At 59.6% G+C, this 26372-nt stretch carries 32 protein-coding genes, 1 tRNA gene and 1 pseudogene; 9 read left to right on the forward strand and 25 right to left on the reverse strand.

Features of this window, described 5'->3' with window-relative positions; genetic code table 11:
* Position 1 precedes the first annotated feature (1 nt).
* The gene (locus I6I72_RS10015) at positions 2 to 772 is read left to right on the forward strand and encodes an ATP-binding cassette domain-containing protein (protein ID WP_049145122.1); all 771 of its coding nucleotides are present in this window, start codon (positions 2 to 4) and stop codon (positions 770 to 772) included.
* 11 nt (positions 773 to 783) lie between these two features.
* Positions 784 to 1260: a holo-ACP synthase AcpS gene (acpS, locus tag I6I72_RS10020; RefSeq protein WP_049145120.1), complete on the forward strand. Its 477-nt coding sequence runs from the start codon at positions 784 to 786 to the stop codon at positions 1258 to 1260.
* A 91-nt stretch (positions 1261 to 1351) separates the two neighbouring features.
* On the opposite strand, the gene I6I72_RS10025 is transcribed toward acpS, so the two are convergent.
* The 3 genes from I6I72_RS10025 to bcp all read right to left on the reverse strand — a co-directional run bounded on the left by I6I72_RS10025 (position 1352) and on the right by bcp (position 4149).
* The gene (locus tag I6I72_RS10025; RefSeq protein WP_046646292.1) at positions 1352 to 2851 is read right to left on the reverse strand and encodes an integrase core domain-containing protein; all 1500 of its coding nucleotides are present in this window, start codon (positions 2849 to 2851) and stop codon (positions 1352 to 1354) included.
* Between the two features lie 159 nt (positions 2852 to 3010).
* Positions 3011 to 3643 (reverse strand): TetR family transcriptional regulator, encoded by a 633-nt coding sequence (locus I6I72_RS10030; protein WP_005531050.1) that lies wholly within the window; start codon positions 3641 to 3643, stop codon positions 3011 to 3013.
* A gap of 35 nt (positions 3644 to 3678) precedes the next feature.
* Complete coding sequence (gene bcp, locus I6I72_RS10035) at positions 3679 to 4149, reverse strand: thioredoxin-dependent thiol peroxidase (protein WP_034657419.1); 471 nt, start codon at positions 4147 to 4149, stop codon at positions 3679 to 3681.
* A gap of 171 nt (positions 4150 to 4320) precedes the next feature.
* Here bcp and I6I72_RS10040 point away from each other — a divergent pair, with 171 nt between their 5' ends.
* Positions 4321 to 4599 (forward strand): DUF3618 domain-containing protein, encoded by a 279-nt coding sequence (locus I6I72_RS10040; protein WP_005531048.1) that lies wholly within the window; start codon positions 4321 to 4323, stop codon positions 4597 to 4599.
* 27 nt (positions 4600 to 4626) lie between these two features.
* Here the strand turns inward: I6I72_RS10040 and I6I72_RS10045 are convergent, their stop codons facing one another.
* Positions 4627 to 5181: an isochorismatase family protein gene (locus I6I72_RS10045; RefSeq protein WP_034657417.1), complete on the reverse strand. Its 555-nt coding sequence runs from the start codon at positions 5179 to 5181 to the stop codon at positions 4627 to 4629.
* Positions 5182 to 5216: 35 nt separating this feature from the next.
* Here I6I72_RS10045 and I6I72_RS10050 point away from each other — a divergent pair, with 35 nt between their 5' ends.
* Both I6I72_RS10050 and I6I72_RS10055 read left to right on the forward strand, forming a co-directional pair.
* Entirely contained in the window at positions 5217 to 6494 is a 1278-nt protein-coding gene (locus I6I72_RS10050; RefSeq protein WP_201806821.1) for a glutaminase, read from the forward strand.
* 238 nt (positions 6495 to 6732) lie between these two features.
* A complete protein-coding gene (locus tag I6I72_RS10055; RefSeq protein WP_083281008.1) occupies positions 6733 to 7578 on the forward strand; it encodes a tyrosine-type recombinase/integrase in 846 nt (281 codons plus the stop codon).
* On the opposite strand, the gene I6I72_RS10060 is transcribed toward I6I72_RS10055, so the two are convergent.
* The 13 genes from I6I72_RS10060 to I6I72_RS10115 form a co-directional block, all read right to left on the reverse strand.
* Complete coding sequence (locus tag I6I72_RS10060) at positions 7575 to 8651, reverse strand: hypothetical protein (protein ID WP_070420703.1); 1077 nt, start codon at positions 8649 to 8651, stop codon at positions 7575 to 7577. The genes I6I72_RS10055 and I6I72_RS10060 overlap by 4 nt on opposite strands.
* The gene (locus I6I72_RS10065; protein ID WP_070420702.1) at positions 8645 to 10123 is read right to left on the reverse strand and encodes a phage tail tape measure protein; all 1479 of its coding nucleotides are present in this window, start codon (positions 10121 to 10123) and stop codon (positions 8645 to 8647) included. Before I6I72_RS10065 ends, I6I72_RS10060 begins: the two co-directional genes overlap by 7 nt.
* A gap of 120 nt (positions 10124 to 10243) precedes the next feature.
* A complete protein-coding gene (locus I6I72_RS10070; RefSeq protein WP_070420701.1) occupies positions 10244 to 10510 on the reverse strand; it encodes a hypothetical protein in 267 nt (88 codons plus the stop codon).
* Positions 10510 to 10944: a hypothetical protein gene (locus I6I72_RS10075; RefSeq protein WP_201806824.1), complete on the reverse strand. Its 435-nt coding sequence runs from the start codon at positions 10942 to 10944 to the stop codon at positions 10510 to 10512. Before I6I72_RS10075 ends, I6I72_RS10070 begins: the two co-directional genes overlap by 1 nt.
* Before the next feature lie 3 nt (positions 10945 to 10947).
* The gene (locus I6I72_RS10080) at positions 10948 to 11355 is read right to left on the reverse strand and encodes a hypothetical protein (RefSeq protein WP_070420700.1); all 408 of its coding nucleotides are present in this window, start codon (positions 11353 to 11355) and stop codon (positions 10948 to 10950) included.
* A gap of 11 nt (positions 11356 to 11366) precedes the next feature.
* Positions 11367 to 11717: a hypothetical protein gene (locus I6I72_RS10085; RefSeq protein ID WP_070420699.1), complete on the reverse strand. Its 351-nt coding sequence runs from the start codon at positions 11715 to 11717 to the stop codon at positions 11367 to 11369.
* Positions 11714 to 12025: a hypothetical protein gene (locus I6I72_RS10090; RefSeq protein ID WP_070420698.1), complete on the reverse strand. Its 312-nt coding sequence runs from the start codon at positions 12023 to 12025 to the stop codon at positions 11714 to 11716. The genes I6I72_RS10085 and I6I72_RS10090 overlap by 4 nt, the downstream gene beginning before the upstream one ends.
* 2 nt (positions 12026 to 12027) lie before the next feature.
* The gene (locus I6I72_RS10095; RefSeq protein WP_201806826.1) at positions 12028 to 13593 is read right to left on the reverse strand and encodes a phage major capsid protein; all 1566 of its coding nucleotides are present in this window, start codon (positions 13591 to 13593) and stop codon (positions 12028 to 12030) included.
* Between the two features lie 267 nt (positions 13594 to 13860).
* Complete coding sequence (locus tag I6I72_RS13840) at positions 13861 to 13983, reverse strand: hypothetical protein (RefSeq protein ID WP_265342594.1); 123 nt, start codon at positions 13981 to 13983, stop codon at positions 13861 to 13863.
* An 89-nt stretch (positions 13984 to 14072) separates the two neighbouring features.
* Positions 14073 to 14639, reverse strand: coding sequence for a peptidoglycan recognition protein family protein (locus I6I72_RS10100; RefSeq protein ID WP_201806828.1), 567 nt, complete (start codon positions 14637 to 14639; stop codon positions 14073 to 14075).
* A complete protein-coding gene (locus tag I6I72_RS10105) occupies positions 14632 to 15738 on the reverse strand; it encodes a phage portal protein (protein ID WP_201806831.1) in 1107 nt (368 codons plus the stop codon). The genes I6I72_RS10100 and I6I72_RS10105 overlap by 8 nt, the downstream gene beginning before the upstream one ends.
* Before the next feature lie 237 nt (positions 15739 to 15975).
* The gene (locus I6I72_RS10110) at positions 15976 to 17331 is read right to left on the reverse strand and encodes a terminase large subunit domain-containing protein (protein ID WP_168161724.1); all 1356 of its coding nucleotides are present in this window, start codon (positions 17329 to 17331) and stop codon (positions 15976 to 15978) included.
* Between the two features lie 64 nt (positions 17332 to 17395).
* A complete protein-coding gene (locus I6I72_RS10115; protein ID WP_070420691.1) occupies positions 17396 to 17716 on the reverse strand; it encodes a hypothetical protein in 321 nt (106 codons plus the stop codon).
* Between the two features lie 60 nt (positions 17717 to 17776).
* On the opposite strand from I6I72_RS10115, the gene I6I72_RS14010 reads away from it, so the two are divergent.
* Entirely contained in the window at positions 17777 to 18007 is a 231-nt protein-coding gene (locus I6I72_RS14010; protein WP_070420690.1) for a hypothetical protein, read from the forward strand.
* 13 nt (positions 18008 to 18020) lie between these two features.
* Here I6I72_RS14010 and I6I72_RS14015 read toward each other — a convergent pair.
* The 5 genes and pseudogenes from I6I72_RS14015 to I6I72_RS13740 all read right to left on the reverse strand — a co-directional run.
* Positions 18021 to 18155, reverse strand: a pseudogene (locus tag I6I72_RS14015) (HNH endonuclease); the annotation flags it as partial.
* A complete protein-coding gene (locus I6I72_RS10125) occupies positions 18152 to 18517 on the reverse strand; it encodes a WhiB family transcriptional regulator (protein WP_070420689.1) in 366 nt (121 codons plus the stop codon). The gene I6I72_RS10125 and the pseudogene I6I72_RS14015, both read right to left, overlap by 4 nt.
* 621 nt (positions 18518 to 19138) lie before the next feature.
* Complete coding sequence (locus I6I72_RS10130; protein ID WP_070420688.1) at positions 19139 to 20458, reverse strand: phage tail fiber repeat family protein; 1320 nt, start codon at positions 20456 to 20458, stop codon at positions 19139 to 19141.
* Complete coding sequence (locus I6I72_RS10135; protein WP_070420687.1) at positions 20458 to 20694, reverse strand: hypothetical protein; 237 nt, start codon at positions 20692 to 20694, stop codon at positions 20458 to 20460. The genes I6I72_RS10130 and I6I72_RS10135 overlap by 1 nt, the downstream gene beginning before the upstream one ends.
* A gap of 99 nt (positions 20695 to 20793) precedes the next feature.
* The gene (locus tag I6I72_RS13740) at positions 20794 to 20976 is read right to left on the reverse strand and encodes a helix-turn-helix transcriptional regulator (RefSeq protein WP_083281004.1); all 183 of its coding nucleotides are present in this window, start codon (positions 20974 to 20976) and stop codon (positions 20794 to 20796) included.
* A gap of 159 nt (positions 20977 to 21135) precedes the next feature.
* Here I6I72_RS13740 and I6I72_RS10140 point away from each other — a divergent pair, with 159 nt between their 5' ends.
* Positions 21136 to 21408: a helix-turn-helix domain-containing protein gene (locus I6I72_RS10140; RefSeq protein WP_141740943.1), complete on the forward strand. Its 273-nt coding sequence runs from the start codon at positions 21136 to 21138 to the stop codon at positions 21406 to 21408.
* Here I6I72_RS10140 and I6I72_RS10145 read toward each other — a convergent pair.
* Positions 21370 to 21442, reverse strand: a tRNA-Lys gene (locus tag I6I72_RS10145). The two genes, I6I72_RS10140 and I6I72_RS10145, sit on opposite strands and share 39 nt — an antisense overlap.
* A gap of 262 nt (positions 21443 to 21704) precedes the next feature.
* On the opposite strand from I6I72_RS10145, the gene I6I72_RS10150 reads away from it, so the two are divergent.
* Positions 21705 to 22928, forward strand: coding sequence for a L,D-transpeptidase (locus I6I72_RS10150; RefSeq protein WP_034657386.1), 1224 nt, complete (start codon positions 21705 to 21707; stop codon positions 22926 to 22928).
* On the forward strand, positions 22861 to 23745 hold the full coding sequence (locus I6I72_RS10155; protein WP_080548649.1) for an LLM class flavin-dependent oxidoreductase: 885 nt from the start codon (positions 22861 to 22863) through the stop codon (positions 23743 to 23745). Before I6I72_RS10150 ends, I6I72_RS10155 begins: the two co-directional genes overlap by 68 nt.
* A gap of 92 nt (positions 23746 to 23837) precedes the next feature.
* On the opposite strand, the gene crtI is transcribed toward I6I72_RS10155, so the two are convergent.
* Both crtI and I6I72_RS10165 read right to left on the reverse strand, forming a co-directional pair.
* Positions 23838 to 25430 carry a phytoene desaturase family protein gene (gene crtI / locus I6I72_RS10160; protein ID WP_049152132.1) on the reverse strand — a complete coding sequence of 531 codons (1593 nt, stop codon included), beginning with the start codon at positions 25428 to 25430 and terminating at the stop codon, positions 23838 to 23840.
* Positions 25430 to 26326, reverse strand: a complete 897-nt coding sequence (locus I6I72_RS10165) for a phytoene/squalene synthase family protein (RefSeq protein WP_049152133.1) — start codon at positions 26324 to 26326, stop codon at positions 25430 to 25432. The genes crtI and I6I72_RS10165 overlap by 1 nt, the downstream gene beginning before the upstream one ends.
* Positions 26327 to 26372: the final 46 nt, after the last annotated feature.

Consider the following 26372-nt stretch of genomic DNA (forward strand, 5'->3'; position numbering starts at 1 on the left):
GATGACTGAGAATGCACACAGCATCGAGCTGCACGATATTCAGCAATCCTTCGGTAATTTCCATGCCCTGCGTGGTGTCAACATGACGCTGCGCCCAGGCACTGTCACCTGCGTCCTTGGCGACAACGGTGCAGGCAAGTCCACGCTCATCAAAATCCTGTCGGGTCTCAACACACCCACCTCGGGCGAGCTGCTTGTCGACGCCGCCCCTACCACCTTTTCCAGCCCCCGCGACGCCCTCGATGCGGGCATCGCTACCGTGTACCAGGATCTCGCGCTGGTGCCGCAGCTTTCCGTGTGGCGCAACTTCTTCTTAGGCCAGGAACTCGCAGGTCCTTTCGGCCTGTTGAAGGAAAAGGAGATGCGCACCATTGCCCGCGAGCAGCTGCAAGAAATGGGCGTAGACCTAGCCGACATCGACGTGGAGCTGGAAGCGCTCTCCGGCGGCCAGCGCCAGGTGGTGGCCATCGCGCGCGCCATCTACTTCGGTGCGCGCTACATCGTGCTGGATGAGCCCACGGCGGCGCTTGGCGTCAAGCAGTCCGGCATGGTGCTGCGCTTTATCGACGCCGCTCGTGTTCGCGGCATGGGAGTGGTGCTGATTACCCACAACCCGCAGCACGCGTTCTTGGTGGGGGACCGCTTCGTGGTACTTAACATGGGCGAAGTGGTTCTCAATGCTTCGAAGGCGGAAGTAAGCGTCGAAGATCTGACCCAGTGGATGGCTGGTGGCGGAGAACTCGAAATGCTCAAGACTGAGCTCGCGAGTTAGAGTGAGAGGCTATGAACGCCGCTACCTTCGCCGTGGGCACTGACCTTGTTTGTATCTCGGAGTTTGCCCAGCAGCTCAGCGTGCCGGGCACTCGTTTCGAGGCGGTATTCAGTGCCACGGAGCTGCGCGTGGCTACGCGCAAAGGCGACTCCGCGCGCCGCGCCGAGCACCTCGCCGGGCGGTGGGCGGCGAAGGAAGCTTTTATTAAGGCATGGTCGCAGGCGCTTTATGGCCGCCCGCCGGTGGTGGCAGAAAACGACGTCAAATGGCAAGAAATCGAGGTTCAGCCGGACGCCTGGGGGAGAGTCGCACTGGTCCTGCACGGCCACATCAAAGAGAGCGTGGCTGCAAGTCTCGGGGATATGCGAACGAGCCTGAGCATCAGCCACGACGGAGACTACGCCACCGCTACCGTCCTGCTCACGGTTCCTAACCTTGTTATGTCCATGGGCTTTTTGGACACGGAGTCCAGTAGCTTTTTGGGCTAGGAGTCCAATGACTTTTTGGACGTGGAGTCTCCCTGCTTTTTGGGCAGGGAGTCTTTGGTGTTTTTGGACAGTCTCTAGCTCGTCTTACCGGTTATGGTTTCTTTCGTCTCGACGGGCGCGGACGCGACAGGATTGGTTTGATCTCTGGTGGCCGGCGGTGCCACATTCCTTCGACATGCCCGATGTTGATCTGTCCGCCGGCTGGACGCTCAAGTAGCTTGATGGGCAGTGGGAATGAAAACAGTGCTTCACCATCATGATCAGTGAAGAACTCAGCGGTGTCATCGGTAACGTGGCTGTATATGAGCCGGTTTTTAAACCGGAGTCCTACATAGAATCCATAGCCCAGGATGCGCACCACTCCGCTTTTGTTGATCCACAGTGTGTCGGGGATACCCCAGGCGTTGCTTGACTGGGCGGATAGACCGTCTACGGTGGGACTGATGGTAGGAGATGATTCTTGCTGGATTGGTTCGTTATCGTCATCGATGGTTGTGGGAGAAGCTGCAACTTCTCCCACAACCGGCGCCATCGCCTCTTTAACCCCATTCTCGATACGATGCTCGTGGTGTATCGCGCTTTCTGAGTGTGTATCCCGGTATGACTTCACAATCTTGGCCCACAGCACATCCGGGTCAATGGGTTGTGTTGGGGATTGAGCGTGGGCGAAGTGCTCACGGGCTTGGGCTGGAGTGATGTGCATTTTGCCGACTAGCAGGCCTTGATGGCGGCGCCTGGTGTTGTAAAACTCGCGGTAGTCGTCCAACAGCTGTTTGACGTGCTGAAGTGTTGTAGGTTGGCGTGCATCGAGAAACTTGGTCATGGTTTGATGCGAGCGTTCATCTTTGCCTTGGGTTTGCGGGCCAAAACCTGCAATGGACCAGATACCTTGGGCGGCGAGCCAGCGCTCGGTATCGGACAACCGGCCCCGGTGATAGGTGGCGAAAGCTTCACCGTTATCGGTCAAAAGTTCCTGCGGGCGACCATACGTTTCTATTGCTGCGGCCAAGGTAGTGCGAGCATCGAATCCGTTTTCTTTGGCGGCGAAGGCTTGTGAGCCCAGATCAAACCGGCTGGCATCATCAACCAGCTGGTAGATAGTGATCTGGGTATGTGGAGTGTCAAAGAGTCGGTAGACAAACCCGTCGAGTTGCCACAGCTCATCGACTTTATCGCGTGCCCAGCGTTTAAAGCTTTTACGAGGACGTTTACGGGCATTGGCCTCAGCAACACCAGCTTCGTGGAGCCAAAGCGCAATCGTAGACCGTGCCGGTGGGTGCTCTAAACCAAGGTCATCAATGAGGTAGTAATAGATTGACCACGGGCCATAGTCCCGTCCCTGGGCCTTGAGCACTGATCGAGCTGTGATGACTTTCTGACGAAGGTGATCATCGTAGATTCTGGCTGGGGAATGCGGGGCGGTGGAGTCAGGCAGGATGCCTGCACGGCCGCGTTGTTCAACGCGGCGTTTGATGTTGGCATAGGTTTGGCGAGATACGCCAATATCCTTGCAGAATTGGGTGACGGTTCGTCCGTCTCTTACTGGGTCGAAGTCCGCTATTTTCTTGCGGAGATGGGTTGAAATAGCCATCTTGGTATTCCAACCCACCGACTGTCCAAAAAGTCTTGAGACATCACGACAAGGAAGTCTTTGGACTCCGTGACCAAAAACTATCTGGACTCCCCGTCCAAAAAGCCATTAGACTCCGTGACCAAAAACTCCATAGACATCACACACGGTTCCTAACCTTTAGCTAGTGGCTACGGAGAACAAGTACGCAATAAGCATACGCTTGATTTCGCCCACGACGTCGTCAAAGTTCTCTGGCTCGCCAGATGCTGCGTAGTTGAGCATCGAGACCACCGTGTGTACGAGGAATCCGGCCAGCTCCACGCGCTCGTCATAGGTCATACGCTGGGCCAGCGGCTCCAGGATTTCCGCCACGGGCTTGAGCAGCTGCAGCTCCGTATCTGCGGCCGTGGCGCGTGTGGCCGGAGTGGACTGCACCGCATGCCACACCGCACGGCGGGAGGGGTCTTCGCGCCACATGCGGGCGAGGTGGTCGATGAACTCATCAAGGAAGTCCGGCCACTGCAGGGCCGGGACGTGCTCAGAAAAGCGCTGAATCTCCTCCAGATTCTCGCCGGTATCCTGGCGGTCCAACTCGCAGATCAGCACGTACTTGTTGGCAAAGAATTGGTACAGCGTGCCGATAGGCACTTCCGCGCGGCGCGAGACTTCGTCGAAGGTGAAGGACTCGAAGCCAACGTCGACAAGCACGCTTCGCGCAGCCTTGAGGATCCTGTTGTATCTCTCGCGGCTGCGTGCCTGGGCCGGGCGCCGGCGTGGAACCAGCAGCTCGGTATCGTGCTTGATGCTCATCTGAATTGTTTAGGTGATTGTGTATGTACCGAAGCTTAAGACAGCCCCTTCATCACACGGGCGACGTGACCTGTAGCCTTCACGTTGTACATGGCCTGGCCGATGGTGCCATCTGGCTCAACGAGGAAAGTTGAGCGAATAACGCCCTGTACCACTTTGCCGTAGTTCTTCTTCTCACCGAACGCGCCGTATGCCGCGAGCGTTTCCTTCTCAGGGTCAGACAGAAGTGGGAAGTTCAGCTCGTGATCGGCGCGGAACTTAGCCAGGGCCTCTGGCTTATCAGGGGAGATACCTACGACCGCGATGTCGAGACCATTGAGCTGCTCAAGGGAATCACGGAAGTCACACGCCTCTTTGGTGCAGCCTGGCGTGTTGGCGCGCGGGTAGAAATACACGAGCACGCGCTTTCCAGCGAAGTCGCTGAGGCTTACAGAATTGCCCTGATCGTCGCTCAAAGTGAAAGAGGGGGCAACGTCTCCGATTTCCAAACGCTTTGCTTCAGTCATGCCTTTAACCATACCGTGCCCTCGTGATGGTCTGGGCCATCCTGGGCGCAGGTGCCGGTATCCCCGCGTGCACGTATTGCATCGATGCCTGTAGACTGGTCCCTTGACTGACTCGGTGGAAGCTGAGCCAAAAGGCCTATAAAGCGAAATTACAAATTCAGGAGTTACAACGTGGCACGCGATATTAATGACATTCAGCGCGACATCGAGCGCACCCGCCGCCAGCTGGCTAGCACCCTCGACGAGCTCGCTGACCGCAGCAAGCCAAAGAACTTGGTCGATGACGCAAAGGGCGCCGCAACCGAGAAGCTGCAGGACCGCAACGTTCAGATGGCACTCGCCGGCGTTGGCGCAGCTGTAGTCGGCCTCGTAGCGCTAGCAGTCTTCCGCTCCAACCGTCGCAAGAACGACATCAAGGAGCTGCAGCGCCTGCTCGCTGAGCGCCGCTAATTCGACGCGGCATTTTTGCCCCCCGCCTTAGACGACCTTTGCCCCTGCCTCGCGCAGTTCGGCAAAGGTCTTTTTTGCGCGCTCTTCACTGACTGGAGAGCAGTAGCTCTCCAAGACGTTGACGGTGAAGCCTTCCCGTAACGCGTCGATTGCGGTGGCGCGCACACAGTGATCGGTGGCGATGCCCACGATGTCGAGCTCGCTTACCTCACGCTCGCGCAGCCACTCCGCCAGGGTTGCACCATCGTCGACGCACTCGGCCTCAAACCCGGAATAAGCTGCGGTGTAGGCACCTTTGTGGAAGAAGGTGTCGATGGGGGCGTCGGCAAGCGCGGCGTGCATGGCCGCGCCCTCCGTGTCGGCGACGCAGTGCACCGGCCACGTGTCCACGAAGTCCGGGTCTTCAGAGAAGTGCCCCTTGGGGTCGATGTGCCAGTCCTGCGTAGCAACAATGAAGTCATAATCCTGGGTGCGCACCAGCTTGGCGACGTCGCGCGCTACCTCGTTTCCACGATCCGTCGCGAGGGAGCCGCCAGGACAAAAGTCGTTTTGCACGTCCACAATGACAAGAGTTCTGTTCATGCGGGCAATCATAGTCATCCGTAAGCTGGGCGGAGATGAAAACACCAATCCCATTTTATTTGCAGGAAATCCTCGACAGTGTCCGTGATAAGGACGGTGGAAAGGTAGCTGACTACATCCCAGAGCTCGCGGCTGCGGAACCGGAGTACCTGGGCGCCGCGCTGTGCACCACCACGGGCCACGTGTATTCGGCGGGTGACGCGGACGTCGAGTTCACCATGCAGTCTTTGTCCAAGCCTTTTGTCTACGCCTTGGCGCTGCAGGAACTGGGGTTGGACGCAGTGCGTGAAATCGTCGGAATGGAGCCTTCCGGCGAAGCGTTCAACGAGCTCTCCCTCAACCGCGATGACCACCGTCCGGTCAACCCAATGATCAATGCTGGTGCAATTGCGGTTACCCAGCTCATCAATGGCGTTGACTCCGGGGTTGAGGAACGCGTGGAGCGCATCCTTACCTATATGTCGCGCCTGGCGGGACGCGAGCTGGAGATCGATGAGAGCGTGTTCGGCTCGGAGCTAGACCACGCGGATCGCAACCTCTCTTTGGCGCACATGCTGCGCAACTACGACATTATTAAGGACGAAGCGCACGACGCCGTGCTTACTTATACCAAACAGTGCTCTATTCGAGTGACGGTGAAGGACCTGGCGGTGATGTCGGCGACCTTGGCTAATGGTGGCCGCCAGCCAGTAACGAATGACAAGATTCTGGACGCCGATGTCTGCCGGCTAACTCTGGCGCTGATGAGCTCGGCCGGAATGTATGACGGTGCCGGCCGCTGGATGGCCGAGGTAGGTATTCCGGCGAAGTCCGGTGTGGCCGGCGGCTTGCTCGGAACGCTGCCGGGGCAGCTGGGTGTTGCTACCTTCTCGCCGCGTCTGAACGAGGAAGGCAATTCTGTCCGTGGCGTGGAAGCTTTCAAGCTCTTATCTAAGGACATGGGCTTGCACCTGATGTCAACAGAGGAGCGCTACGGTGTCCAGCCGATTCGCCACATTATTGACGACGGCGACGCTACGGTCATCTATCTCCAGGGTGTTCTCAACTTCAACGCGGCTGAGACGGTCCTGCACGAGTTGGAGCGCTATGACTTGAGCGCGGACAAGGTGGTCTTGGAGTTGTCCAACGTGACCGCGACGAACAAGATGGGTCGTAGGATGCTCAAGGAGGGGCTGCGCCGAATTCGCGAGTCGGGCTTCGACATCGAGCTGGTCGACCCTGAACAAGAGTTGGAGGATCTGAAGATGTCCGACGGCACCGAGGTACCTGTGGGCGACCCGGAGGACTACCAAATCGCGGGCGAGCAGATTTAAAACCTGCGTAGTTGCCAACGGGGCGTCGGAAAGCTACGCCGGCGCCCCCTTCGTTGTCAGTTATGCAGATCCTGGGGTGGGGGCTCCCTCGCAAAACCAAAAGTCCCGCAACCTCATTTTTGGGAATGAAGCCGCGAGACTTTCTATTGTGCGCCATCAGGGACTTGAACCCCGAACCCACTGATTCGGGGCCAACCCCCCTTCACTACCTAGAATTAGGTCAGGCTAAGCTGCCCGCATGACCGTCTCACATCAATCTCTAAGCAAACGGGGGTATTCCTCGCGTGATTTGCTCGACTCGTTCCGCACTGAGCTGCAGGCGGCGGGTCGAGCCCCGGGCACTATTTCACTGCGCGTTAGTCATGTTCGGCGAATGATTGAAACAGTCGGCAAGCCCGTCGACGAGGTCGAGCGCGGCGACCTGGTCGAGTGGCTCGCGGCAGGGCAGTGGGCGGGCGACGCCCGCGCGAGCGCTCGCGCATCGCTACGCGTGTTCTTCAAATGGTGCGAGCTTAACGGCTACGCCGCCAACGTCGCCGCCGAGCTGCCAACAGTCAGGCGGCCGCGCAGCGTTCCGAAGCCTATCCCCGATGCCCTTATCGTCGAATCGATGCAACGTTCCTACATCGACCCCCGGGCGCGCCTTGCAATCGAGATAATGGCGACGTGCGGGCTGCGACGCGACGAATGCTGCAGAGTCCACTCGCGCGACGTTGAGCCCGTGGGGCGCGGGTGGCAACTGCGAGTCGTTGGCAAGGGTGGGCACGTGCGCGTCGTGCCTTGCCCGCCGCTACTCGCGCAGCGCATTCGAGCGGCGAATGGTTATCTTTTCGTCGGCGATGTCGACGGCCACATTTCGGCGGGGTGGCTCGGCAAGCTAGTTAGTCGAGTGCTGCCGGTTGGCTTTACCCCTCACAAACTTCGCCACCGCTTCGGCACCGTAGTCAACGATGAAACGCGAGACATTCGCGCGGTTCAGGAATTACTCGGGCACGCGAGTCTAGCGACAACACAGGTCTACGTCGCGACGAATGCCGAGCGGCAGCGCATCGCAGCGCGCACCGCGTGGAACATCGCTAGTTAGGCGTAAACACATGTCATTTCGTGAGTCGATCGCCCATGCTTGACAGTGATAGTCCCGCCGATAGGTACATAGCGCCCGCCGTGCTCGCGTTCCCAGCGCTGATAAAAATTAGTTCCGGTGATAGTGTCGCGGTCGATAACGAATCGGCGCGACGTTTCCCACGGCTGCATCCATTCGTCGCTAACGTTTTCGGCGGCGATTGTGAATTTTCGCGGGGCTGTTTGCTGCGCGGCAAGTACGGCCTTCGCGCCGTTTACTTCCCAATCTTTGTACGCTTTGACGCCCCATTCATTTGTGATTTGTAGTGTGCCAGCCGAAGCCGCGTCGCCGGGCACTGGGAATTTTTTAATCATGGTTTCCTCGCCGAACGTGCCGCCCGTGTAGAACTCCACCCACAACGGGTTTTGCTCGAAATACAGTTCCCACCCTTCGACGGCGACCTGGTCGGCAGTAAACCTCGCGTCAACCCACGCGCCGTTCCGGTTGTAGTAAGACGGCCAGACTTGAGATAAGTCTGGTAGCCATATTGCGCGAGCAAGCGGGCGCGATTCGACAAGGGCGTTGTAGGCCTGCAGCACTGTAACGGCGATGCTTTGTTCCGGTTGAATGAACTTAGTTGCCGGGTCGACGGCGTCGATAATTTCCACATCGGGCAATCCGGTTTGAATGTCGATACTTGCTTGCAGTAGCTTGGCGGTCGCTGCGCGAGTGTTAAACGTCTTGCTTAGTTCGTAATTCCATGTTGTGGATTCGACCGAATGCAGGTCAAGTCGCACCTGGTCGCCGCCCACGGGTGCGACTTCGATGGTGTCGATACTGCCGCGAAACAGTAGCGTCGAGCCCTTCAAGACTCGCACGCGCGCGCCGAGTATGTGGCCACTGCCGTTAGTCATTTCGACGGCGGCAGCGTAGTCGACGATAAGGGTCGCCGACAGGCTGCGCTTTTTTGGATCCTCGAACAGTGAGTCGCGGCCCCACGTCAGTTTAAGTCCGTCGACGATGTCGCTCGGGGTGAACGGGTATTTCGTGCCGTTGATGTCGAGCCGGATAGATTGCGCAAACTTGTCTACCATGCTTGGCGCCTTTCGTAACGGTTGAGCACCTCGCGAATTTTCACGGCGGCATCGTCGGCGTCGAGTACCCCGTTAATCGTGACGTTGTAGACCGGCGCGGTCGGCGTGTTTGCGCTCGGCAGTTGCTTCGCGAGATTATCGACCCGGGCGGCGGTGATGTCCGGCGTTAGTGCGGCGGTGATGTCCGGCGATTGCGGCAGGAATTTAAACAGTGAACCGGCCGCGAGTTGCATCGTCATTTCGGGCCCGTCGCCGGAAAATGACAGTGCATCGCCGACAGCGCGGGCAACGTCCATCGCCCAATCCCACGCATCGCGCAGCCACCCGATCAGGTCGGCGACGGCGTCGATAACGGATTTAATCCAATCCCACACATTCGACACCCAATCGGCGACGGCCCCGAAGGCATCGGCAGCGATTTCGCCTGCGCGGTGCACGATGTCGCGAAATGTTTCCGAATGCTGGTAAGCGGTTACGATGCCCGCGGCGGCAAGTCCTAGCACGGTGATAAATGCGCCGATAGGATTCGCACTAATGACAGTGTTCAGCGCGCCGAATGCGATTTTTCCCGCTTCGACGGCCTTAATGCCCACGGAGATACCCTGCAGCGCGCCGGTGAACGTGATAATCGCGGCACCGGCAATTTTGAATAGCTCGGGGTGCTTGCCAATTTCACCCGCGAGAGCGCCGAGTAACCTCGCGCCTTCGGTCACAATTGGCAGTAGTTGCTCGCCAAGGGCGGCCTTCGCGTTTTGCCACTCGGCGTTTGCGCGTTGTTGTTGTCCTGCGACCGTTTCGGACTCGCGCGAGAACGTGCCGAGCGCGTTCGATGACTGGTCAAAAAGTAGTTTTAGGGTCGCTTGTGTCTCGGCCTGCTTCGCCGCTTCGCCCTCAAGGCCAGACAGTCCCTGGGCGGCAAGCTCGGCGTCGATTGCAGCTTGATTAATCGATACCGCGTAACGCTCGATAGGGTCGCGCTCGCCGCGCAGCAGCGATGATAGGGCATCGACGGCTTCGGAGGTGGTGCCGCCGTACATTGCCGCGAGGTCAGCGCCGAGCGAGATTAGCTGGTCGGTTTGCCCGGCGACCTCATCCATCGGGATACCCATATTCTGCAGCTGCGAGCCCATAATCGAAGCCATATTCGCATATTCGCTCGTGGCAAGGCCCACGCCCTGGGCGGCCTGCTCGGCAGTCGCCATGACCTTGTCGGCTTGCTCGCCGAATACGGAATTAACTGCGCCCACGGACTGTTCCATAGCCGAAGCCGCATCGACGGTTTGCTTCGCGAAGGCTACATAAGCGCCACCGGCGACGGTCGCGGTCGCGGCGGCCTTATCGACGACGCCGCCGATTTTTGACAGCTTCGACTCGAAGCCGCCGACTTGCTTTTCAGCTTCGGAGAATCCGGCAGCGGCCTTAGCCGCGTCGGCGATGATGCGCACCGACAACACTGGAGATTTACCGGCCATTGTCCCACCCTTCCATAATGTCGATCATGGTCGTGAAAATGTCATCGTCGAGGTCGAGCAAGGCGGCCGGGTGCAAGCCGAGTCGCATCGCGATAGCAATCGACGAGCGAGTGCGCGACCCTACTGGGTAGGGTTTTCGACATCGTCGATAACCTCCATGTCATCGACAAGGTCGGCGAAGTCCTCCCACGTCTCGGGAATATTGTCGAGCTTCGCACGACGCGCGGCCTTATACACCTGCAGCGAGAGGTAGCTCGCCGGTGTCTCGGTCATTCGCGGCCACCCGCGCTTCGCGCCTTCGCGCTCGGCGGCGACGCGGTCGGCGTGGTACACGTTCACGGCCTGCGCTTCGCGCTCGGCGTCGATGTACTTGATTAGAAATTTCATTAGGTTACCCCATTCGTTGAGTTAGCGATTTTGTCGAGAATGTCGTCGAATTTTTTTTTATATTCTTTAACCCACGTCGGCTCGGTTTCGCTCGCTGCGCGAGTGAGAAACAACGTCGGTTTGATGTTGCGGCGGTGCCAGCCCCAATGAATCGGATTCGCATACGGAACTTTTTTCTTGCCACCACGGGCAATAGCCGCAGTTTGAGTGCCAGCGGCGCGAAGCGAGTCGCGCAGCAAGCCCGGTGTCGCCGATGTCATCGATGTGGGCGCGACGGGTACTAGCGTGCGCGCGCGAGAGATGACTGTATTCGCGACGGATTTATGCGCGTCCTTGATGTCATCCTTAAGGTCGAGCCCGGCCTGCTTCAAGGCTCGGCGAAGCTCGCGCGCACCGTCGACTCGCACGCCCGTCGACGGATACAGGTCGCCCATGTCTTACACCTTCGGCGCGAACTTCGGCAGGCCGGTGCACTGCCACGACACATCAGAGGTCGCGCGGGACTTCACATCGCCGCCGATACTTACCGGATCCATAGTGATGACGCCGGTAACCTTCGCGCCCTCGGCAGTGTTCGGCGTGTAGGTAAAAGCCACTTCCTTGCCCGCGTTTTGCCACGAATAGTCCACGATGCCGGACTTTGACAAGTCCTGCAGGAACGTCACGTCGAGGGTGGCGGAGTACTTCGAATCGCCCGCGCGGGACTCGCCGGACAGGACATGAAGTGGATCCTCGCGGTCGACGCTCGGAGTTACAGCGCACTTGGTGACCTGGGCGGCGAGGTCGAGTGCTGGCGTGCTTAGGGTGAGCGTGCCGGGGCCGACTACGTAAGACTTAATAGCCATGTTTTCATCCTTTACAGATAAAGCGTGTATGTGAAACGGATTGCAGGCAACTTGCCACCGCTCGGCGGCGTCGCTTGCTGGGCAGTGTCGATGTCGCGAATCGCGACGACAGAGTTAGCGACGGCGTCGAGTACATCGTCGAGCAACATCGATAAGTTATCGATGTCGGCGTCGCCGCCGAGGTCGCGGACAATGGCGAGGATTTCGCCGGTCACGCGCCCCGAACCGTCGAGGGTTAAATCGTCAATATTCGTCACCGTGACGAAACAGCCCGGGGCGGTGATGTTGCGAGCGTCAGTCGTGGCGGCGATTCCTGCGTCGGCGAGTAGCCCCGTCACGTGGTCGAGTGCTGCGCGAATCATGCGACTACCGGCTTTCGCCACGTTCCAATTTCGAGCAGCTGCGCGACCTCGGGGTCTTTTCGGGCAATGTAGACCGGCCCCATTTCGGTTACGGTGTCGACACCGCTCGGCGACTGCCGACGCCGGTCGATGCGAGCGATAAGCATCATCGTTCCGAGCCGCCACCGTTCAGGCCATTCGGCTATCGGCGCGCCCTTCCAGCCCTCGACAAGCTCGACCGTCGCATCGATGACTTCGCGCAGTGTTTCATCAGGGCGCGATGTTCCAAGGTGCGCGGCCATATCCTGCAGGGTAATTTCCGCCGCCATGATTACGCCCCGGCGTCGGCCTTCGCGCCGAACGGCACGGTAGTCAGGCCGCGAGGATCCTCAAGCAACGCGGCCCAATAGCCAAACAGCGCGTTGTCGCTGCCGCCGTGGGCGATGTCGAGAGCGTCGACGCGAATCGGGCTGCCGGGCAGCTCGCCGAATGCGAGCGAGTCGCGGTGATAGGCCACGACGTGACCGGCTGGCACTGCATCGTCGGCGATGAACTTCGCCGGGTCGATGTTGAACAGTGCAAGGTACTGCGGCTGGTCCATGAGGGTGATGTCGAACAGTTTGAACATGTCGTCAGTATTGACAAGGAACGTCGTAGCATCCTTGCGCAGCTTCTTCTTAATAATCTGGTTAGCCTTCGCGGCAGCGTGCAAGAGGGTGGGCTGCGACCCGGCTTCGGCGACCTTGTCACCTTCGGTCACGATAAATTCCACTGCGTGCACGTCGGTCTTTTCCTTGTAGGAATTAGCCATTTCGCGCAGGTAAGACTCGATGAACTCGGAGTCGGCGAAGTCGATGAACTTTCGGTCAATCTTGTGGCCGCCTGCGATGCGCTGCGCGTCGACCTCGACGGGCTCGGTCGTGATTTCGTTGGTCGGAATTTCTTGCAGGTTACCGGCGTAGTCGTCAACCTTCGGCGTTTCCTTCCAGCGCCAGCCGCGCAGCTTCATGCGGGTCAGTGAACGCTGCTTCATAGTAGGAACGATCAGTCGCTCGAACGGGGCGGCGGCGAAGAGCTCGCCGAGCCATTCCTCGTTCTGTACTGCAGGCTGCGCGGCCTGAGTGACCTCGGCGAGGGCGGCCGTAACGGTCACGCCGTTTACGGTGTCAGTGCCGTTAATCTTGCTCGCGATGATTTCGGAGACAGTGGTCAGCTTCATGGTTTCCTTTCGGGGGGTGGCTGCCGTGAGACTGGTCGCAGCTAGGCGGGTGGTGAGTGTGTTTCGGCGGGCGGCGGCAGTGGTCTTTTTCTTCTTCTCGTCCTCGTCCTCCTTGTCCTGGTCGTCATCCTCGACGGGGGCTTCGGGGTCGCTCGGGGGGGTTTCCTGCTCGTCCTCGTCGCGCTTTGCGAAGCTCGCGCCGGTCACTCGCGCATCGTCGAATGCCGGAACCGGAACAATGGCGACGGCGGTCAACTGGGCGGCGGTGAGCTTGCCGCCCGCGTGCTGCGCGTCGACAAGCTCGACAGACAGTGCATCGCGAATGCCCTCGACGATGTCGGTAATAGCGGCATCACCGTCAGGGGTCGCACCGATGCGGAACGACATAAAAAGTCCATCGTCTCGGACTTCGGCGGCGACGGCGCGACCGACCGGGGTGCCGCCCTGGTCGGAGTGGTCGCGATACAGCTTCACCCGGCCGATGTCATCGGGCAGGGTGACTGCATTCGCGTCGACGGTCAGGCGGCCCGCGCTAGTGCGGCCCGGCTTGCCGAACGGCAGCACTAGGCCGGTGAGCGTGCGCGAATCCGTTCCGGGGGCGGTCATGGTGTCGGCGGCGGCGGTCAAAAAATCGGGATTAATGAAGCGTGTCACCGGGGCGGCAGCCTTAAGATTCACTTTCTTTGTCCTTCGGGGTTGTGTCGAAGCGGGGTAGTGGTTTATCGGGCAGTATCCAACTTGCATAAGTTTCCAGCCACTTCGTCGCTTCGCGGGTGTTGAGAATTCGAGTTATCGCGGCAGAAACGGTGAGCACCGTCGCCACCCACGGGATTGAGGCCCACCCGAACTCGGCGGCGATGTGGGGCAGTAGGGGCAAGAAACTTATAGTCGCGGCGATAAACGTGCGTAGGGTCGCGCGCCAATGATTTCGCACGGGGCATTCCTTTAGTTGTGGTGGTCATAGTCAGGCAACCTCGCGGCGAGCCATACGCCGAACGCGAGCAACGCGAGCCCGCCCCCGGCAAGACCTGAAGAGAATCCGATAATCGAAGCAATAACAATCGTCATTTATTCGGAACCAATCTGTTGAGAGTCTGGGCGGCCCAGCAGTAGAGAATTACGGCAATTAATCCAGCGACAAACATCGTGAGTCCCTCCTAATTCGGCGTGCATCTATTCGGGTCGAGCGCTTCGGCAAGGATCGCCTTCGCGCGGTCGATGACTACGTCGAAGGGGAACCCCGGCCCGGGGTCGGTATGGTCGGATTCGTGCCACGCGCCGGATATGTCGGCGTGTCCACACACGCCCCACGCGCCGCGAGCGAGGTCGGCGGCATCGCGGCGAATAAGGGGAATGCCGTATGCCTTCGAGTAGGCGGCGAGCACCTGGGCGAGGGTTTCGAGCTGCGCGGGGCGGGCGAGCCATTCGTCGCGAGTCATCGCGGCGCGGCCAGCGAGCGAGAAATGGAACGCGGCCCGGTTGCCGGTGTACATAGCCGCCCACGGGATATATTCGTCATCATTTTCGCGAGCGCTCGCGCCGTCGCGGTCTATGACAAGATGATATGAGCCAGCGGCGGCGGGCGATTGCTGGCGCCGTGCCATTGCGACGGCGTCGAGGTCTTGCCCCTCGAATGTGTGCACCGCGAGTAAGCGGCGTGTGCCTGCGATGCCGTCATCGTTAGCGGTGAGCAAGGTGTGAGTCGTTTTGTATGCGTTAGGCATGTCGCGCTCCTTCGGTTACGGGGGTAAGTTTCGCGCCCCCCTTATTCGGGCTGCCGGCCCCGGGGCCGACATTTTGATTCGGGGCTAGGTTGGGGGTGGCTGCCGTGGGAATATCGTCGAGGATTCGCTCAGTGTCGAAGCGAATTTTTGCCCCGGCTGGATTCATGTCGGCAAGGTTGAGTCGCGCAGTGATTGCCGCGAGGGTCGGCGATAGACCAAACGCGATAAGCTCGGTCATTCGCGATGTCGAATTTTCATAGGACAACGACGTACCGCCCACGGTCGCGTCGATGAACGGGGCGGGCAAGTTTGCTAGTCGAGCAATGTCGACGGTCGCCGCATTGCGGCCAGCGATAAGTAGGTTTTCAGGTGCGAGTGAATGCTCGACTACCTCGACGCCGGGCGACGAATAGGACACGCCGTGGCGGCGGCCTTGGCGGGCCTGCACGTACCGGGCGATAAGCGCGTCGATTTCGTCATCGTTGAGAATCGCGTCGTTCGTTTGTCGCAGTTCGGTCAACGCTGCAGGGGCGTCGGCGACGCGAGCGCTCGCGCGGTTGAGCCGGTGAGCGTCGCGCAGTGCGTCGGCCCCGTGTTCCAAAATTCCCGCGTGAATGCCGGAAAATGTGCATACCTCGGCGGGGTCGGCGACCTCGCCGTCGACGATGACATCACCCTCGGCGCTGTAGTTCCACAGAGCAAGCGGAATGTGGATCGCGACCGTGGGCACGCCCTGGGCGTCGCGTTCGATAGCCCACGCGCTGCGACCGTAGAAAAACAAATCGTCGGCAGTCCAGAGCATTCGATAGAACTCGGTTTGTGGCTTGCCGGTCGAGGGCACGGTGCCAGCAATCCACGCCGGGGCGGTGCCCTCGACTGCAGTCAGCGGCACGCGGGCAATCGTAGTCACGACAAGATTACGCGCGCGAAGTAGCGCGGGAATTTGCATTGCGTAGTCGCGATTAATCGCCGAATCTTCAAGGTCGGGAAAATCGGCGATAGCAAGGTGCGCCGAGTTAGCCCACGGCGAGCCATACTGCGCGGCGGCGAATTGCTGCGGCAGCGACGTTAGGCGGCGAAGGCGGTCAATCAATCCCATGAGACCATCCCACCGCCGAGTGCCGACTCGCGCCGATTCGTCGAGCTAGCGCGAGCGGCGTCGCATCATCTCTAGTGCATGACTTGCAGCGGGGGCGTCGTTGTGAACACCCTTCAAGTGCACAGCTAGCAACTTCCACGCCGTCGCCGGTGTCGGCGCGACGGTGCGCCACTCGCAATAGTCGCACCCGATAACGTGACTGTAGAAACTTGAGTCGATGCGCGGCATCGCGCCCCCTTAACGGATAAACGGTTTAACGGACTTTTTCTGGGTTAACAGGCCATGCAGTGCCAGCGTCGCCGCTTCGAGGGCGGCTATCGAACCGGACGATTTTTGTCGTGACCATGTCCACGAATCGCCGAGCTTTCGGCGGTCGACAATCTGGAACGCGAGGTCGAGCGCCGGGTCGCTGCGAAACTTGATGCGCGGGTCGGCCATGCCCTCGCCGTCGACGTGCATAAGACGGTCGAACACTTCGGCGCTCGCCGTCGTGAGCTCGCGAGCCGTGGGTGATGTAGCTTTGAGCTTCTCGCGCTTCGCGTCGGCGAGTAGCGTCGACGAAGGCCCGATTTCGTCGATGACGATGAGCGAATCCGATAATTCTTGATAGTGCTTAAGCCGTTTCACGCCCCACGACGTGCCGGGTCGCACGTCGAGAATCTCGACGAATGGCACGCCGTCGACCATAGCGGCGGCGGCGATTGCCGTTTCTGTTCGGTCGATGTCGATAGCCGCGCCGAGTACGGCGTCAACATCGGCGGGCATCTCGGCGTCGGTCGCGGCCTGCGCGAGTACCCGCGCAGGAAACAGAGTTTCGCGCGCGCCGGTGCGAAGATTCCCGTAACCTCGCGCGAAGCCGGACGGGCCGAGCTGCGCGAGCGCCGACTCAAGTGCATCGCGGTCTATCGTTTGCCCGAACGCGGGGTGGCACTCGGCGACGATGTCGAGGTCAGTCGGATCCGCATCGAAGGGGATACCGTAGTCGAGCAAGAAAATCCCCGGGTCGCGTGAGTAGCCCTGGTCTACAAGGTTGTGGAACCACGTCGAGGTCGCCGAGCCCATTGTCGAGATGACAATCGTCTGCCGGTGCGCGCGGGTGGCCTGCGAAGGCGTAATGGCTTGCATGAGGTTAGCCGCTTCGACCTCGTCAAAACTCCATCCCTCGTCAATGATGTTGAGATCAGACTGTTCGCCATGCAGAGAATCCTCGTTCGGCGGGTGCGGTCGCACCTGCGAGCGAAGCGACGGAATTTTTAACGCTTCGCTGCCGTTAGTCTTGAGTACTTTCACGAATGGCGAGTGAAACGGCGACGCCTGCACATCGTCGACCAATTCGAGCCATTTCTGTCGCGCTTTTTGCCCGGTGTCGCACGTGTACCACACCTTAGCCCCTGGCAGCGCGAGCGCCTTGTGGAACTGCACCGCACTGCAGATGGTGGTCTTGCCAGATTGCCGGGGCACGGTGATAACGATAAACGGCCATTTCGGACGCCCATTCGGCAGGCGCGCCCCGATGATGTGCGCGGCAAGGCGCTGCCACGGCATCGGCGTGCGGCCTAAATACTTCGATACTTGTTCAATCTTCGAGCCCACGCCCTCGACTGGATCCGGCCATTCGGTGATAAAGCGCGGGCGGGGCGAGAGGTCGGCCCAAAAGTCAGAGATTCGACTCGCGGAGTTCGGCGAGTGCGCGGTTAAGCTCGTCATTCGCGTCGGCCTTCCTATCGGCAGGGGTGAGTCGGAGTGATTCGAGTACTTCGCGATACGGGCCGGACACCTGGGCGACGGCATACGGCTTACCTTCGGCTTCGGCGGCGTCGAGCGCCCACGCATTCGCCCGCGCGATGGAAATGAGCGCGTCGTCAATGTCATCGACAAGTTGAGCGTCGCGCGCAGCGGCGAGAGTATCGTCGAGGGCTTGCTCGTGTCGGCCCGGCTCGCGGGGTGCGCTTGTGATGTTGAACAGTGCATTGGTCATGTGGTTACACCTCGATTTTTAAGGGGGGTAGGGGTAGGGGACGGCCCCACGGGGTTAAATGTGGGAGGGAAAAAAGTGGCTGGCGCGGGACTTCCTGCGACCTCGACTTTTAAAAAACGCGACGCGACCGCGCCACCCGGGGCGATGATTCGACGATTCATTTTCTTTTTTCCCATCTTGATGAACGATTTTTTATTTCGTTTGTATTTACTGGATAAAGCAAACGCCATCGATGCAATGGCATGTCTTGACGCTTGGAGTTACAGCTCGCGTGAGCTGGTCGAAGGTTAGACAGTTCATCTGTTCCACCTAACGCACGCGGAATGATGTGGTCAGCTGTTGTCGCGCCCTCACGCCCGCACAGGTGGCACCGGGTGCCCCACGTGGCGAGGGTGGCCCGGGTGAGCCCTTGGGCGCGCCTGCCACCCCACGTACTCACAGCGCCCCCCGATAGCGCTCGACCGCCTGCGCCATATCCCCACCCGCTGCGATAGCCTGCAGCGCCGCAGTCTGAAACTTAGTTTGCCGGAACGTAGTTAGCGGGATACCCGCGCGAATAGTACCCGTGCAATTCGTCGCGAGAGCTTCTGCTGCGCACGCCTGCGCTACCGGGCAGCCCTTGCACAAAGTGAGCGCAGCGGCGATATTCGTACTCACATCGCGGCGACGATGACCGGGCGGCCAAGCCGCATCCCACAGAGTTACCGGCAGGCCACTATTCGCACACTTGGAATCCTCATGCCATGCGGGGCGGTGCCAGTCATCGAAGCGGCTGCCGGGTAGGGCAGTGGTGGGACTCATAGGGTTAACCTTCCAATCATGCGGTTGAGTAGTGGCTAAGGGTGGGTAGCCATAAAGCCCCCAAGGGGGCGGGGTCTTGATGACCTCCCACGGTCGACCTCCCACTTTGTGCCGCTTTTCGTCGTCATCCCACGCCGATTAGCCGCTCGGCATCACGGTCGCGAGCGGATTCGGAATGCGACCGTCGAAAAGTGATCAATTAATCGGGGTCGGCCCCGGGGCCGGTTGCACCTGGGGCACCTGCAATCGCAGGCATTAAAGCTCGATAACCGGACAAGGTTTGTTTTGGTGTTGCTGGTAACTCCTGCAGATAAAGCCAGCGGTAAAAGTCTGCTTAGTTCGTTATCACCGGAGTGATAAGGGCCGCGCCCGGCAAGATGAACGCGGAATCGCCGGGCGGGGCACTTAACGCCCCGGTGTGGGGCGAGTGCCTAGGGGGCTAGGTCACTTTCAGGAATGAGCGCGGGCGGTGGCGGCCCGGGCGCTCGACAGTCGCGGCAGATACGGTCAACGGGCACAAACTCGCCCGCGAAGATTCGCCCGCATCGCGCGCAGTGCAACCCCTGCGAGTTGCGGCGCGAAGGGCGAAAATTTCCCGATTCGTCGAAGTAGCCCATAGCGCTATGCCTTCGGAATTAAGACAGTGATCACCAAACTGCCGGAAAAATCTGTCGTTTCGAAATAAATGTTTGCGGTGTTGAGCGTATGGAACGTGCACGCTTGACCGGCGGCGGTGAGCTCGCCGAACTCGATTCGCCCGCTTGAGCCGTTCGCGCGATATGCTGCGACGGCGACGCTGCCGGTGCCAGCGCTAGTAATGGTCGTGAGCGCATTTGCTGGAATGTTGTACTGGTGTTGCGAACTGGAATTAAAAGAGTGCTTGATAAATCTAGTATTCGAATTTAGATTGAGTCGACCTGCAGTGACTCCTAACGTTGAGGCGGTAACAATGGTTTCGCAGCGCATTACTCCATCGACCTGGGCGTCGACGTACTTTTTATTTGCAATGTGTCTGTCGCCGGTAGGGTCGGCGATTGATGCACTTCCGTTAGAGTCGCGCAAGATTAAGGCGTTAGGCTGTACGACGCTTGTCAAGTTAGGCAAGTTCGTGATGTCATTCATGCGGTGAGTGTGTGACTTCTCGGCCTTGCCTGCGAGCGCAGTGTCGACAGTGGCCTGCGAAGCCTTGCCGTCGAGGGCAGTCTGCAGGCCGGTCACGTCGCCGATAGCGTGAGTGTGTGACTTCTCGGCCTTGCCCGCGACGGTGCGGACAAGGGCGGCGACCGGATCATCATCTTTCGCGAGCTCGATTGCGATTTCTTTGAGTGTGTCGAGTGCTTCGGTCGCGCCGTCGACTAGGGCATCGGTCGCGATGCGGATTAGTTGGTTAGTGCGGTCATCGAAGTCGGCGGCTTCGAGCTTCGCGTCGAGTACGTCGCGCAGTCCGCGCACATCGTCGAGGGCGTGGCCGTGGCCCTGGGCGGCTTTGTCGTCGAGTGCGTCCTGCAGGCCGATAATTCCGTCGAGGGCGTGGCCGTGCAGTAAGTCGGCCTTATCGGCGAGGGCGTCGGCGAAGGCATCAAGGGTGACAGCGTTATCGGCGTCGGCCTTCGCGTCGAGCGCGTCGCGGATACCGGGCACATCGTCGAGCGTGCCGATGTCCATGAGAATGAGCTCGCGCAGGGTGATAGGGTCACCGCCGTCGGGTACCGTCGCGTTAATGACTACTTGACGCCCGAAATTGTTGTGGAATTTGATGTCGAGCGGGCCGGGGTCGACCTCGACGGTTGCCTTGCCGTCGACAAGCTCGACTAGTCGAGAGTAGGGGCGAATCACCGCGCCGGATTCGGCGGCGCGAGTCGCCGGGGCTTCGAGAGTGATTGAGTCGCCGGTAATTGGCTGGGCGGTCACGTCGTAGATGTCGATAAGTAGGGTGCGCATTAATCCTCCAGTGCGGCGGCGAGTTCAGAGAGCTTGACAGCGGCGGCGAGTAATTCGTCGCGGGTGGGCATCGTCATATGGTGCATATCGGGGGCGTTAGGGTCGAGCATGACCGCGTCGATTTGCTCGTCGTTGCCGATAGCAATGAGCAAGGGTGGAACCTCGCCGGGGTGGCGGTTGACAAGTACCTCATAGACTCGCGCAGCGGCGGTGCCAAGGTGTGGTCTAACGTTCACAGGCGTCGCCTTCCATGTTGGCGGCGTGTGCCTGGTCGCCGTTCCACATGAGGTACATAGTGGCGATACCGATGCCGACGATTGACAGTGAAATTCCCATTATTTGTCTCCCTCGGCGTGTGCTAGTGACTCAATCGCATCGCGGTCGAAAAGGTAGCCGCGTCGGTTCGGCAATTCCATAGCGGGCGACAGCATTCCAGCCTTCACCCGCGACCACACAGTTCGGCGGTCGATTCCTAAACGGGCGGCAACTTGCCCGGTAGTAAGTAGCGCATCGGTCATATGCCCGAATATAGAACAAGGGATAGACCGGTGTCTAGCCGCAATCGGGAATATTACCGAAATGGCAGGTCAGCGAACTTTGCACCTTGACGGACAATTAGACACATGACTATTGTTGGTCATATGACTAATGCAATAGGTAGTACTGGAATCGTGCCAATGTGGGACGTTACGGATCGCATTCGGAAGGCGCGCGAGGTTGCGGGACTCAAACAGTCTGAACTCGCGGCCGAACTAGGAATGTCCCGAACGGTTATCGCCGCCGTCGAGCAAGGGGTGCGCGCGCCACGGCGCGGCGAGTTGATTGCTATTTCCTTCGCGACGGGCGTCTCGCTTGAGTGGCTCGAAAACAGCGAAACCCCCGCGCCGGAAGGCCCGGGCGGGGGTAGTGAGTGCGCCATCAGGGACTTGAACCCCGAACCCACTGATTAAGAGTCAGTTGCTCTGCCAATTGAGCTAATGGCGCATGTGTTGTCCGGCTGGCTTGTTTGCCTGCCGTGCAACGAGAAGTAACTTTAACACTCTTGTTGGAAAACTGTAAAATCGGCAGGTCACTTATGGTTTTCGTGGCCGTTTTGGCGTTTTGCTTTGCTTGCGCATGGGAGGGGGTGCCGAGCAGATAACAATTGGTTAACACGTGAAGCGCCGTGTGGTGTTTTAAAGAAGCTCGTTATAGGCTGATTGAGAAATTCTTAACCGACTCCTCTGTGCTTTATAAAAGGGCTCCCGTGATTAATCCCCTACCTCTTGCCCGTCGTGTTATCGCAGTCACCGCCGTTGCTTTGACTGCGACTGTTGCCGCAGCTTGCACCATTGATTCCACAGCTCAAGATAAGAGCTCCGAGCAGTCCGCAGCTGCCGCCGCTGGAAATGATGCTGCTGCAGAAAGCTCTGCCGCCGCTAAGAAGAAGGGACTTGAAGTCTCCGTTAAGGACGGTGCGACCGACGTCGATCCTTCCGAAACCATTACGGTAAAGACCGAAGGCAAAATGAAGACGGTTACTATGACGAACGAGCTTGGCGTCGAAGTCGCAGAAAAGCTGTCCGCCGACTCTAAGACCTGGTCCACCGATGAGGTCCTTGGATACAATCACACCTACACAATCCAGGCAGAAGACGTTGACGGAAACAAGAAGACCGTAACTTTCGCTACCCCACAGGCAGCGGGTGTTTCTGAGGTCGCTTTGTCGCCGATCCCCGGCGCCGAAGTAGGCGTTGGACAGGTTATTGGTGTTCGCTTTGGCAACTATGTCACTGACCGCAAGGCCGCCGAGGAAGCTATCACCGTCAAGACCACCCCTGAGGTTGAGGGCGCTTTCTACTGGATCAATAACCAGGAAGTTCGCTGGCGTCCGAAGGAGTACTGGGAGCCTGGTACCAAGGTAGAGGTTAACGTTGATCTCTACGGCAAGAATCTCGGTGGCGGTATTTACGGTGGCGAGGACTCTTCCACGAACTTCACTATTGGGGACCGCGTAATTTCCTTAGTCGATAACGCCACTAAGACCATGCAGGTCTTCAAGAACGGTCAGTTGCTGCGTTCTATCCCAGTTTCCTTGGGCACTGACGGTATGTGGGATACGCCGAACGGCCGCTACATCATTGGTGATGAGTACGAGTCCCTCGTCATGGATTCCACTACATATGGTCTAGCACTGGATGCAGGTGGTTACCGCACGAACGTTAACTACGCGACCCAGATGTCTTACTCCGGAATTTACGTCCACTCGGCTCCATGGTCCATTGGTGCCCAGGGCGTCTACAACCAGTCCCACGGTTGCATCAACGTCTCTCCAGAGGCTGCGCAGTGGTTCCAGTCGGTGGTTAAGCGTGGCGACATCGTGCGCGTGTTCAACACCGGCGGCGAGCAACTCAGTGCGTTTGATGGCCTCGGCGACTGGAACATGGACTGGGAGACGTGGTCCAAGGGCAATACAAACGCAAACGCTTAGAATAAGTTTCACTTCGAAACGGGGCGCATGGCTACAGTGGTGGACATGCGCTTTTCTGTTTTGGACCGCGCGGATTCAGGTTGGCACGGCGGGCATTATGGTGCCGAATCACCCGCCATTGATCATCGCGGAGCAGGCCGCGATGTTGGAGTCGCTGTATCCAGGGCGCATCATTATCGGCTTGGGCTCTTCGGTGGGGTTTACTAAACCAGTACGCGAGGCGTTGCGGCAGACCGTGGAGGCCAAGCAACGCTTCGATTCCGACCTCGCCCAAGTACGCAATTTCTTGCTTGGCGACGCCCCCATCACCCTCCGGCCCCATGCTGGGCCGCCGCTTTTTGTCTTGGCCGGTTTCCGCTCTGCGCTTTCTGCGGCCAAGCTGGGCTTGGGCGTCATCCTTGGCGGCCCAGCCGAGACGCAGGTTGAGGCTGCACGGGTTTATCGGGAGAACTTCCAAGGCACCTCGCCGGTGGTCATTTCCTCACTCAACATTGCGGTGGCCGAAGACGAGGCCTATGCCCGGCGCCTTCTCCTTCCCGAGGCCTATGCCCAGGTGCTTTCCCGAAGCACCGGCGTGTTTGGTGCACTCGACCCAGATCCCGACTTGAAAGGATTAACCGGCCAACAACGCGAACGCCTCGAGCAGACGCTTGCCAATACGGTCTACGGTACTCCCGCTGCGGTGGAAGCCAAGCTTGCCGACATCGCAGAGAAACTCGGCGTCGAGGAGTTCTTAGTCACCGGCGATATGCCCGACCGCGAGGGCAGAGCGCATTCAGAGGAGCTGCTCGCCGGGCTGGACTTGTTCATTCGCTAGCGCTCGTGTGCATTCGAACCATCTAGTGCGGCTGAGCGGGTTTCGTAGGGGCAGAAAGATGGTTCGAATGCACGCACCGCCGAAAAAGAGGCCTAATGAAGATGCGCGAGCGGCGCAGCCGTGGTGTCGCCGTGCATTCGCTTGAGAATGTTCTCTGCGGAGATAAGACACATAGGTACGCCAACGCCAGGAACGGTCGTGGCGCCGGCATAGTAGAGGCCTTTGACCTTGGAGGAGACATTTTTGCCGCGGAAAAAGGCCGACTGCGCCAGAGTGTGCGCTGGGCCAATCGAGCCGCCGCGCCAGGCGTGGTAGCGCTCCGCAAAGTCGGCCGGCCCGAGGGTGTGGCGCACGACGATGCGAGAGGCGAAGTCGTCGATGCCAGCCCAGCGGCCGATTTGTGCGATGGCGGCATCGGCAATGGCTTCCACGCGAGCAGACGGGTGAGCGCCGTAGGCATCGCCGTGGCCCAACGCGGTGTCCGCGGGGACCGGAACCAGCACGAATAGGTTCTCGTGGCCGACCGGCGCCACCGCCGGATCGGTGGCGGAGGTCTTAGAAATATAGATGGAATGCGAAGCATCCAACACACGCGTGGGCTCTGGGCCGTGGTAGACCGCACGGAAATCAGGCTCCCAGTCCTTACTGAACAGCAGCGTGTGGTGCGCCAACTGCGGCAGCTCACCCTTTACGCCCAGCAGTACCAAGACCGTGCCCAAACCAGCATCGCGCCCCGCAAAGTACTTCGCTGAGTAGGAACGCAGATGCGCAGGCAGCAGCGAGGTTTCGGTGTGGTGTAGATCGGCGGCGGAGACGACGGCGTCGGCAAGCAGCTCTTGGGAGCCTGCGGAAGTCATGATCCGGACACCTGTTGCGCGGGCCGAATCGTCGGTGAGGATTCCCGTGACCTCCGTTCCCAGCAAGAAGGTAACGCCAGCATTGCGGGCCTGCCGCGCTATAGCCTCGACCACCGCACTGAAGCCGCCGAGCGGATAGCGCACGCCTTCAACCAGATCAGTGTGGCTCATTAGCGAGTATATTGCCGGTGCTGCGGAAGGCTCGCTAGAAAGAAAGACCGCCGGGTAACTGAGCACCTGGCGTAGGCGGTAATCCCGGAAAGACGCCGCCACGTGCTTATCTAAGGTGCGGGTGAGTAGCTGAGCCAAAGTTCCTAAACGGGAGCGAACAGTTGGCGCGAGGAGCTCGCGGGCATCACTAAATGTGGTGTACAGGAAGCGCTCAAGGGCCACGTTGTAGACGTCCGTGGCCTGGTCCAGATAGTCCCTTACGCGCTGGCCCGCGCCGGGCTCGATGGACTCGAAGAGCGTGGCCACCTTATCCACGCCGGTCTCGACGTCGATGAACTGGCCCGAGTCGTCATAGACGCGGTAGGCGGGCGTGAGGTCAACCAGCGAAAGCTCCTCCGCAGTCGAGGTACCGCACAGCTCAAAGAAGTGATCGAAGGCCTTCGGCATCAGGTACCACGACGGGCCGGTATCCCAGCGGAAGCCCTCTGCAGACAGCGAGCCTGCGCGCCCACCGACCTCTTCGAGTTTGTCCACCACCGTAACCTGCTTGCCGTCGCGAGCGAGCAAAGCCGCAGTTGCAAGCCCTGCAATGCCAGCACCAATCACGATGACGGACTCTGGCTGTTTAGCCACAGCGCCACGCCTAAAGGTTTTCATCAGCGCGTCCTCCTTAGGGACTTCACGGTTGCCCGCAGCAGCAGGGCCAGCTTGCGCGGGATGCTGACGCTGACGCGCTTAGTGGGCAAGGCGCGAGCGGGCAGTGCAGCAATATCGTCGGTCAAAGCTTCGAAGAGATCCGTGGCGGCGATGACTCCCACCCGTGCCGTGAGCGGCAGCTGATCCATCACCGCGCGGGCGGCGGCTAAGTCGGCGCGGATGTCGGTGATGAGTTCATCCTTTGACTCCGCGGACAAGCCTGCCGAGCCGGCCTGGGGAAAGTAGGAGCGGCCAAGCTGGCCGGTGTCCGCGCCCAAATCCCGCAGGAAGTTGACCTTTTGGAAGGCCGCGCCCAAGCGGCGGGCGCCGGCCTCGAGCTCCCGGCGTTGCGCGCTGGAAACCGGCTGGCCCACCAGAAACGCGTCCAGGCACAGCAAGCCGATGACCTCAGCTGAGCCATAGACATACTGATTCAGCTCGGCCGTCGTAGAGTAAACACTCTGGTGTAGGTCGCGCCGCATCGACGCGAAGAAGGCCTGGATGTGCTCGTCTTTGAATCCACAACGGCGTGCGCTCAATCCATAGGAATGCAGAATCGGGTCGGTATGAAAGCGGCGATGCGGTGCCTGCAAGACTGCTTGCTCGTATGCGTCGAGGGTCTCTTGGACCTCCTGCGGGCTTAGTCCAGCTGCGGCGGCGGCACCGTCGACAATCTCATCCGAAATACGGACCACGGCATAAAGATTGCGGATGTCCGTGCGGGTTTGTGGGCTCAGCATTTGAGAGGCCAGCGAAAAACTAGTGGAGTAGGCCGCGATGATTTGCTCAGCAGCCCGCCCAGCGCCGTTGTCATAACGGGGCAGTGGGTTGGGGGTATGAGTAAAGAGCCTGAACAATGTACGCCACCTTTTGAAGGAGAAAGACCTGCCACCGCGCGGGCAT

This window comes from Corynebacterium striatum (assembly GCF_016728105.1).
GTDB lineage: Bacteria > Actinomycetota > Actinomycetes > Mycobacteriales > Mycobacteriaceae > Corynebacterium > Corynebacterium striatum.

What these genes read in the sequence shown, in the direction of transcription:
- I6I72_RS10015 (WP_049145122.1), top strand. Translation starts at nt 2, where the DNA reads ATGACTGAGAATGCACACAGCATCGAGCTGCACGATATTCAGCAATCC.
- acpS (WP_049145120.1), top strand. Translation starts at nt 784, where the DNA reads ATGAACGCCGCTACCTTCGCCGTGGGCACTGACCTTGTTTGTATCTCG.
- I6I72_RS10025 (WP_046646292.1), bottom strand. Translation starts at nt 2,851, where the DNA reads ATGGCTATTTCAACCCATCTCCGCAAGAAAATAGCGGACTTCGACCCA.
- I6I72_RS10030 (WP_005531050.1), bottom strand. Translation starts at nt 3,643, where the DNA reads ATGAGCATCAAGCACGATACCGAGCTGCTGGTTCCACGCCGGCGCCCG.
- bcp (WP_034657419.1), bottom strand. Translation starts at nt 4,149, where the DNA reads ATGACTGAAGCAAAGCGTTTGGAAATCGGAGACGTTGCCCCCTCTTTC.
- I6I72_RS10045 (WP_034657417.1), bottom strand. Translation starts at nt 5,181, where the DNA reads ATGAACAGAACTCTTGTCATTGTGGACGTGCAAAACGACTTTTGTCCT.
- I6I72_RS10050 (WP_201806821.1), top strand. Translation starts at nt 5,217, where the DNA reads ATGAAAACACCAATCCCATTTTATTTGCAGGAAATCCTCGACAGTGTC.
- I6I72_RS10055 (WP_083281008.1), top strand. Translation starts at nt 6,733, where the DNA reads ATGACCGTCTCACATCAATCTCTAAGCAAACGGGGGTATTCCTCGCGT.
- I6I72_RS10060 (WP_070420703.1), bottom strand. Translation starts at nt 8,651, where the DNA reads ATGGTAGACAAGTTTGCGCAATCTATCCGGCTCGACATCAACGGCACG.
- I6I72_RS10065 (WP_070420702.1), bottom strand. Translation starts at nt 10,123, where the DNA reads ATGGCCGGTAAATCTCCAGTGTTGTCGGTGCGCATCATCGCCGACGCG.
- I6I72_RS10070 (WP_070420701.1), bottom strand. Translation starts at nt 10,510, where the DNA reads ATGAAATTTCTAATCAAGTACATCGACGCCGAGCGCGAAGCGCAGGCC.
- I6I72_RS10075 (WP_201806824.1), bottom strand. Translation starts at nt 10,944, where the DNA reads ATGGGCGACCTGTATCCGTCGACGGGCGTGCGAGTCGACGGTGCGCGC.
- I6I72_RS10080 (WP_070420700.1), bottom strand. Translation starts at nt 11,355, where the DNA reads ATGGCTATTAAGTCTTACGTAGTCGGCCCCGGCACGCTCACCCTAAGC.
- I6I72_RS10085 (WP_070420699.1), bottom strand. Translation starts at nt 11,717, where the DNA reads ATGATTCGCGCAGCACTCGACCACGTGACGGGGCTACTCGCCGACGCA.
- I6I72_RS10090 (WP_070420698.1), bottom strand. Translation starts at nt 12,025, where the DNA reads ATGGCGGCGGAAATTACCCTGCAGGATATGGCCGCGCACCTTGGAACA.
- I6I72_RS13840 (WP_265342594.1), bottom strand. Translation starts at nt 13,983, where the DNA reads ATGACGATTGTTATTGCTTCGATTATCGGATTCTCTTCAGGTCTTGCC.
- I6I72_RS10100 (WP_201806828.1), bottom strand. Translation starts at nt 14,639, where the DNA reads ATGCCTAACGCATACAAAACGACTCACACCTTGCTCACCGCTAACGAT.
- I6I72_RS10105 (WP_201806831.1), bottom strand. Translation starts at nt 15,738, where the DNA reads ATGGGATTGATTGACCGCCTTCGCCGCCTAACGTCGCTGCCGCAGCAA.
- I6I72_RS10115 (WP_070420691.1), bottom strand. Translation starts at nt 17,716, where the DNA reads ATGACCAATGCACTGTTCAACATCACAAGCGCACCCCGCGAGCCGGGC.
- I6I72_RS10125 (WP_070420689.1), bottom strand. Translation starts at nt 18,517, where the DNA reads ATGAGTCCCACCACTGCCCTACCCGGCAGCCGCTTCGATGACTGGCAC.
- I6I72_RS10130 (WP_070420688.1), bottom strand. Translation starts at nt 20,458, where the DNA reads ATGCGCACCCTACTTATCGACATCTACGACGTGACCGCCCAGCCAATT.
- I6I72_RS13740 (WP_083281004.1), bottom strand. Translation starts at nt 20,976, where the DNA reads ATGACCGATGCGCTACTTACTACCGGGCAAGTTGCCGCCCGTTTAGGA.
- I6I72_RS10140 (WP_141740943.1), top strand. Translation starts at nt 21,136, where the DNA reads ATGTGGGACGTTACGGATCGCATTCGGAAGGCGCGCGAGGTTGCGGGA.
- I6I72_RS10155 (WP_080548649.1), top strand. Translation starts at nt 22,861, where the DNA reads ATGGCCTCGGCGACTGGAACATGGACTGGGAGACGTGGTCCAAGGGCA.
- crtI (WP_049152132.1), bottom strand. Translation starts at nt 25,430, where the DNA reads ATGAAAACCTTTAGGCGTGGCGCTGTGGCTAAACAGCCAGAGTCCGTC.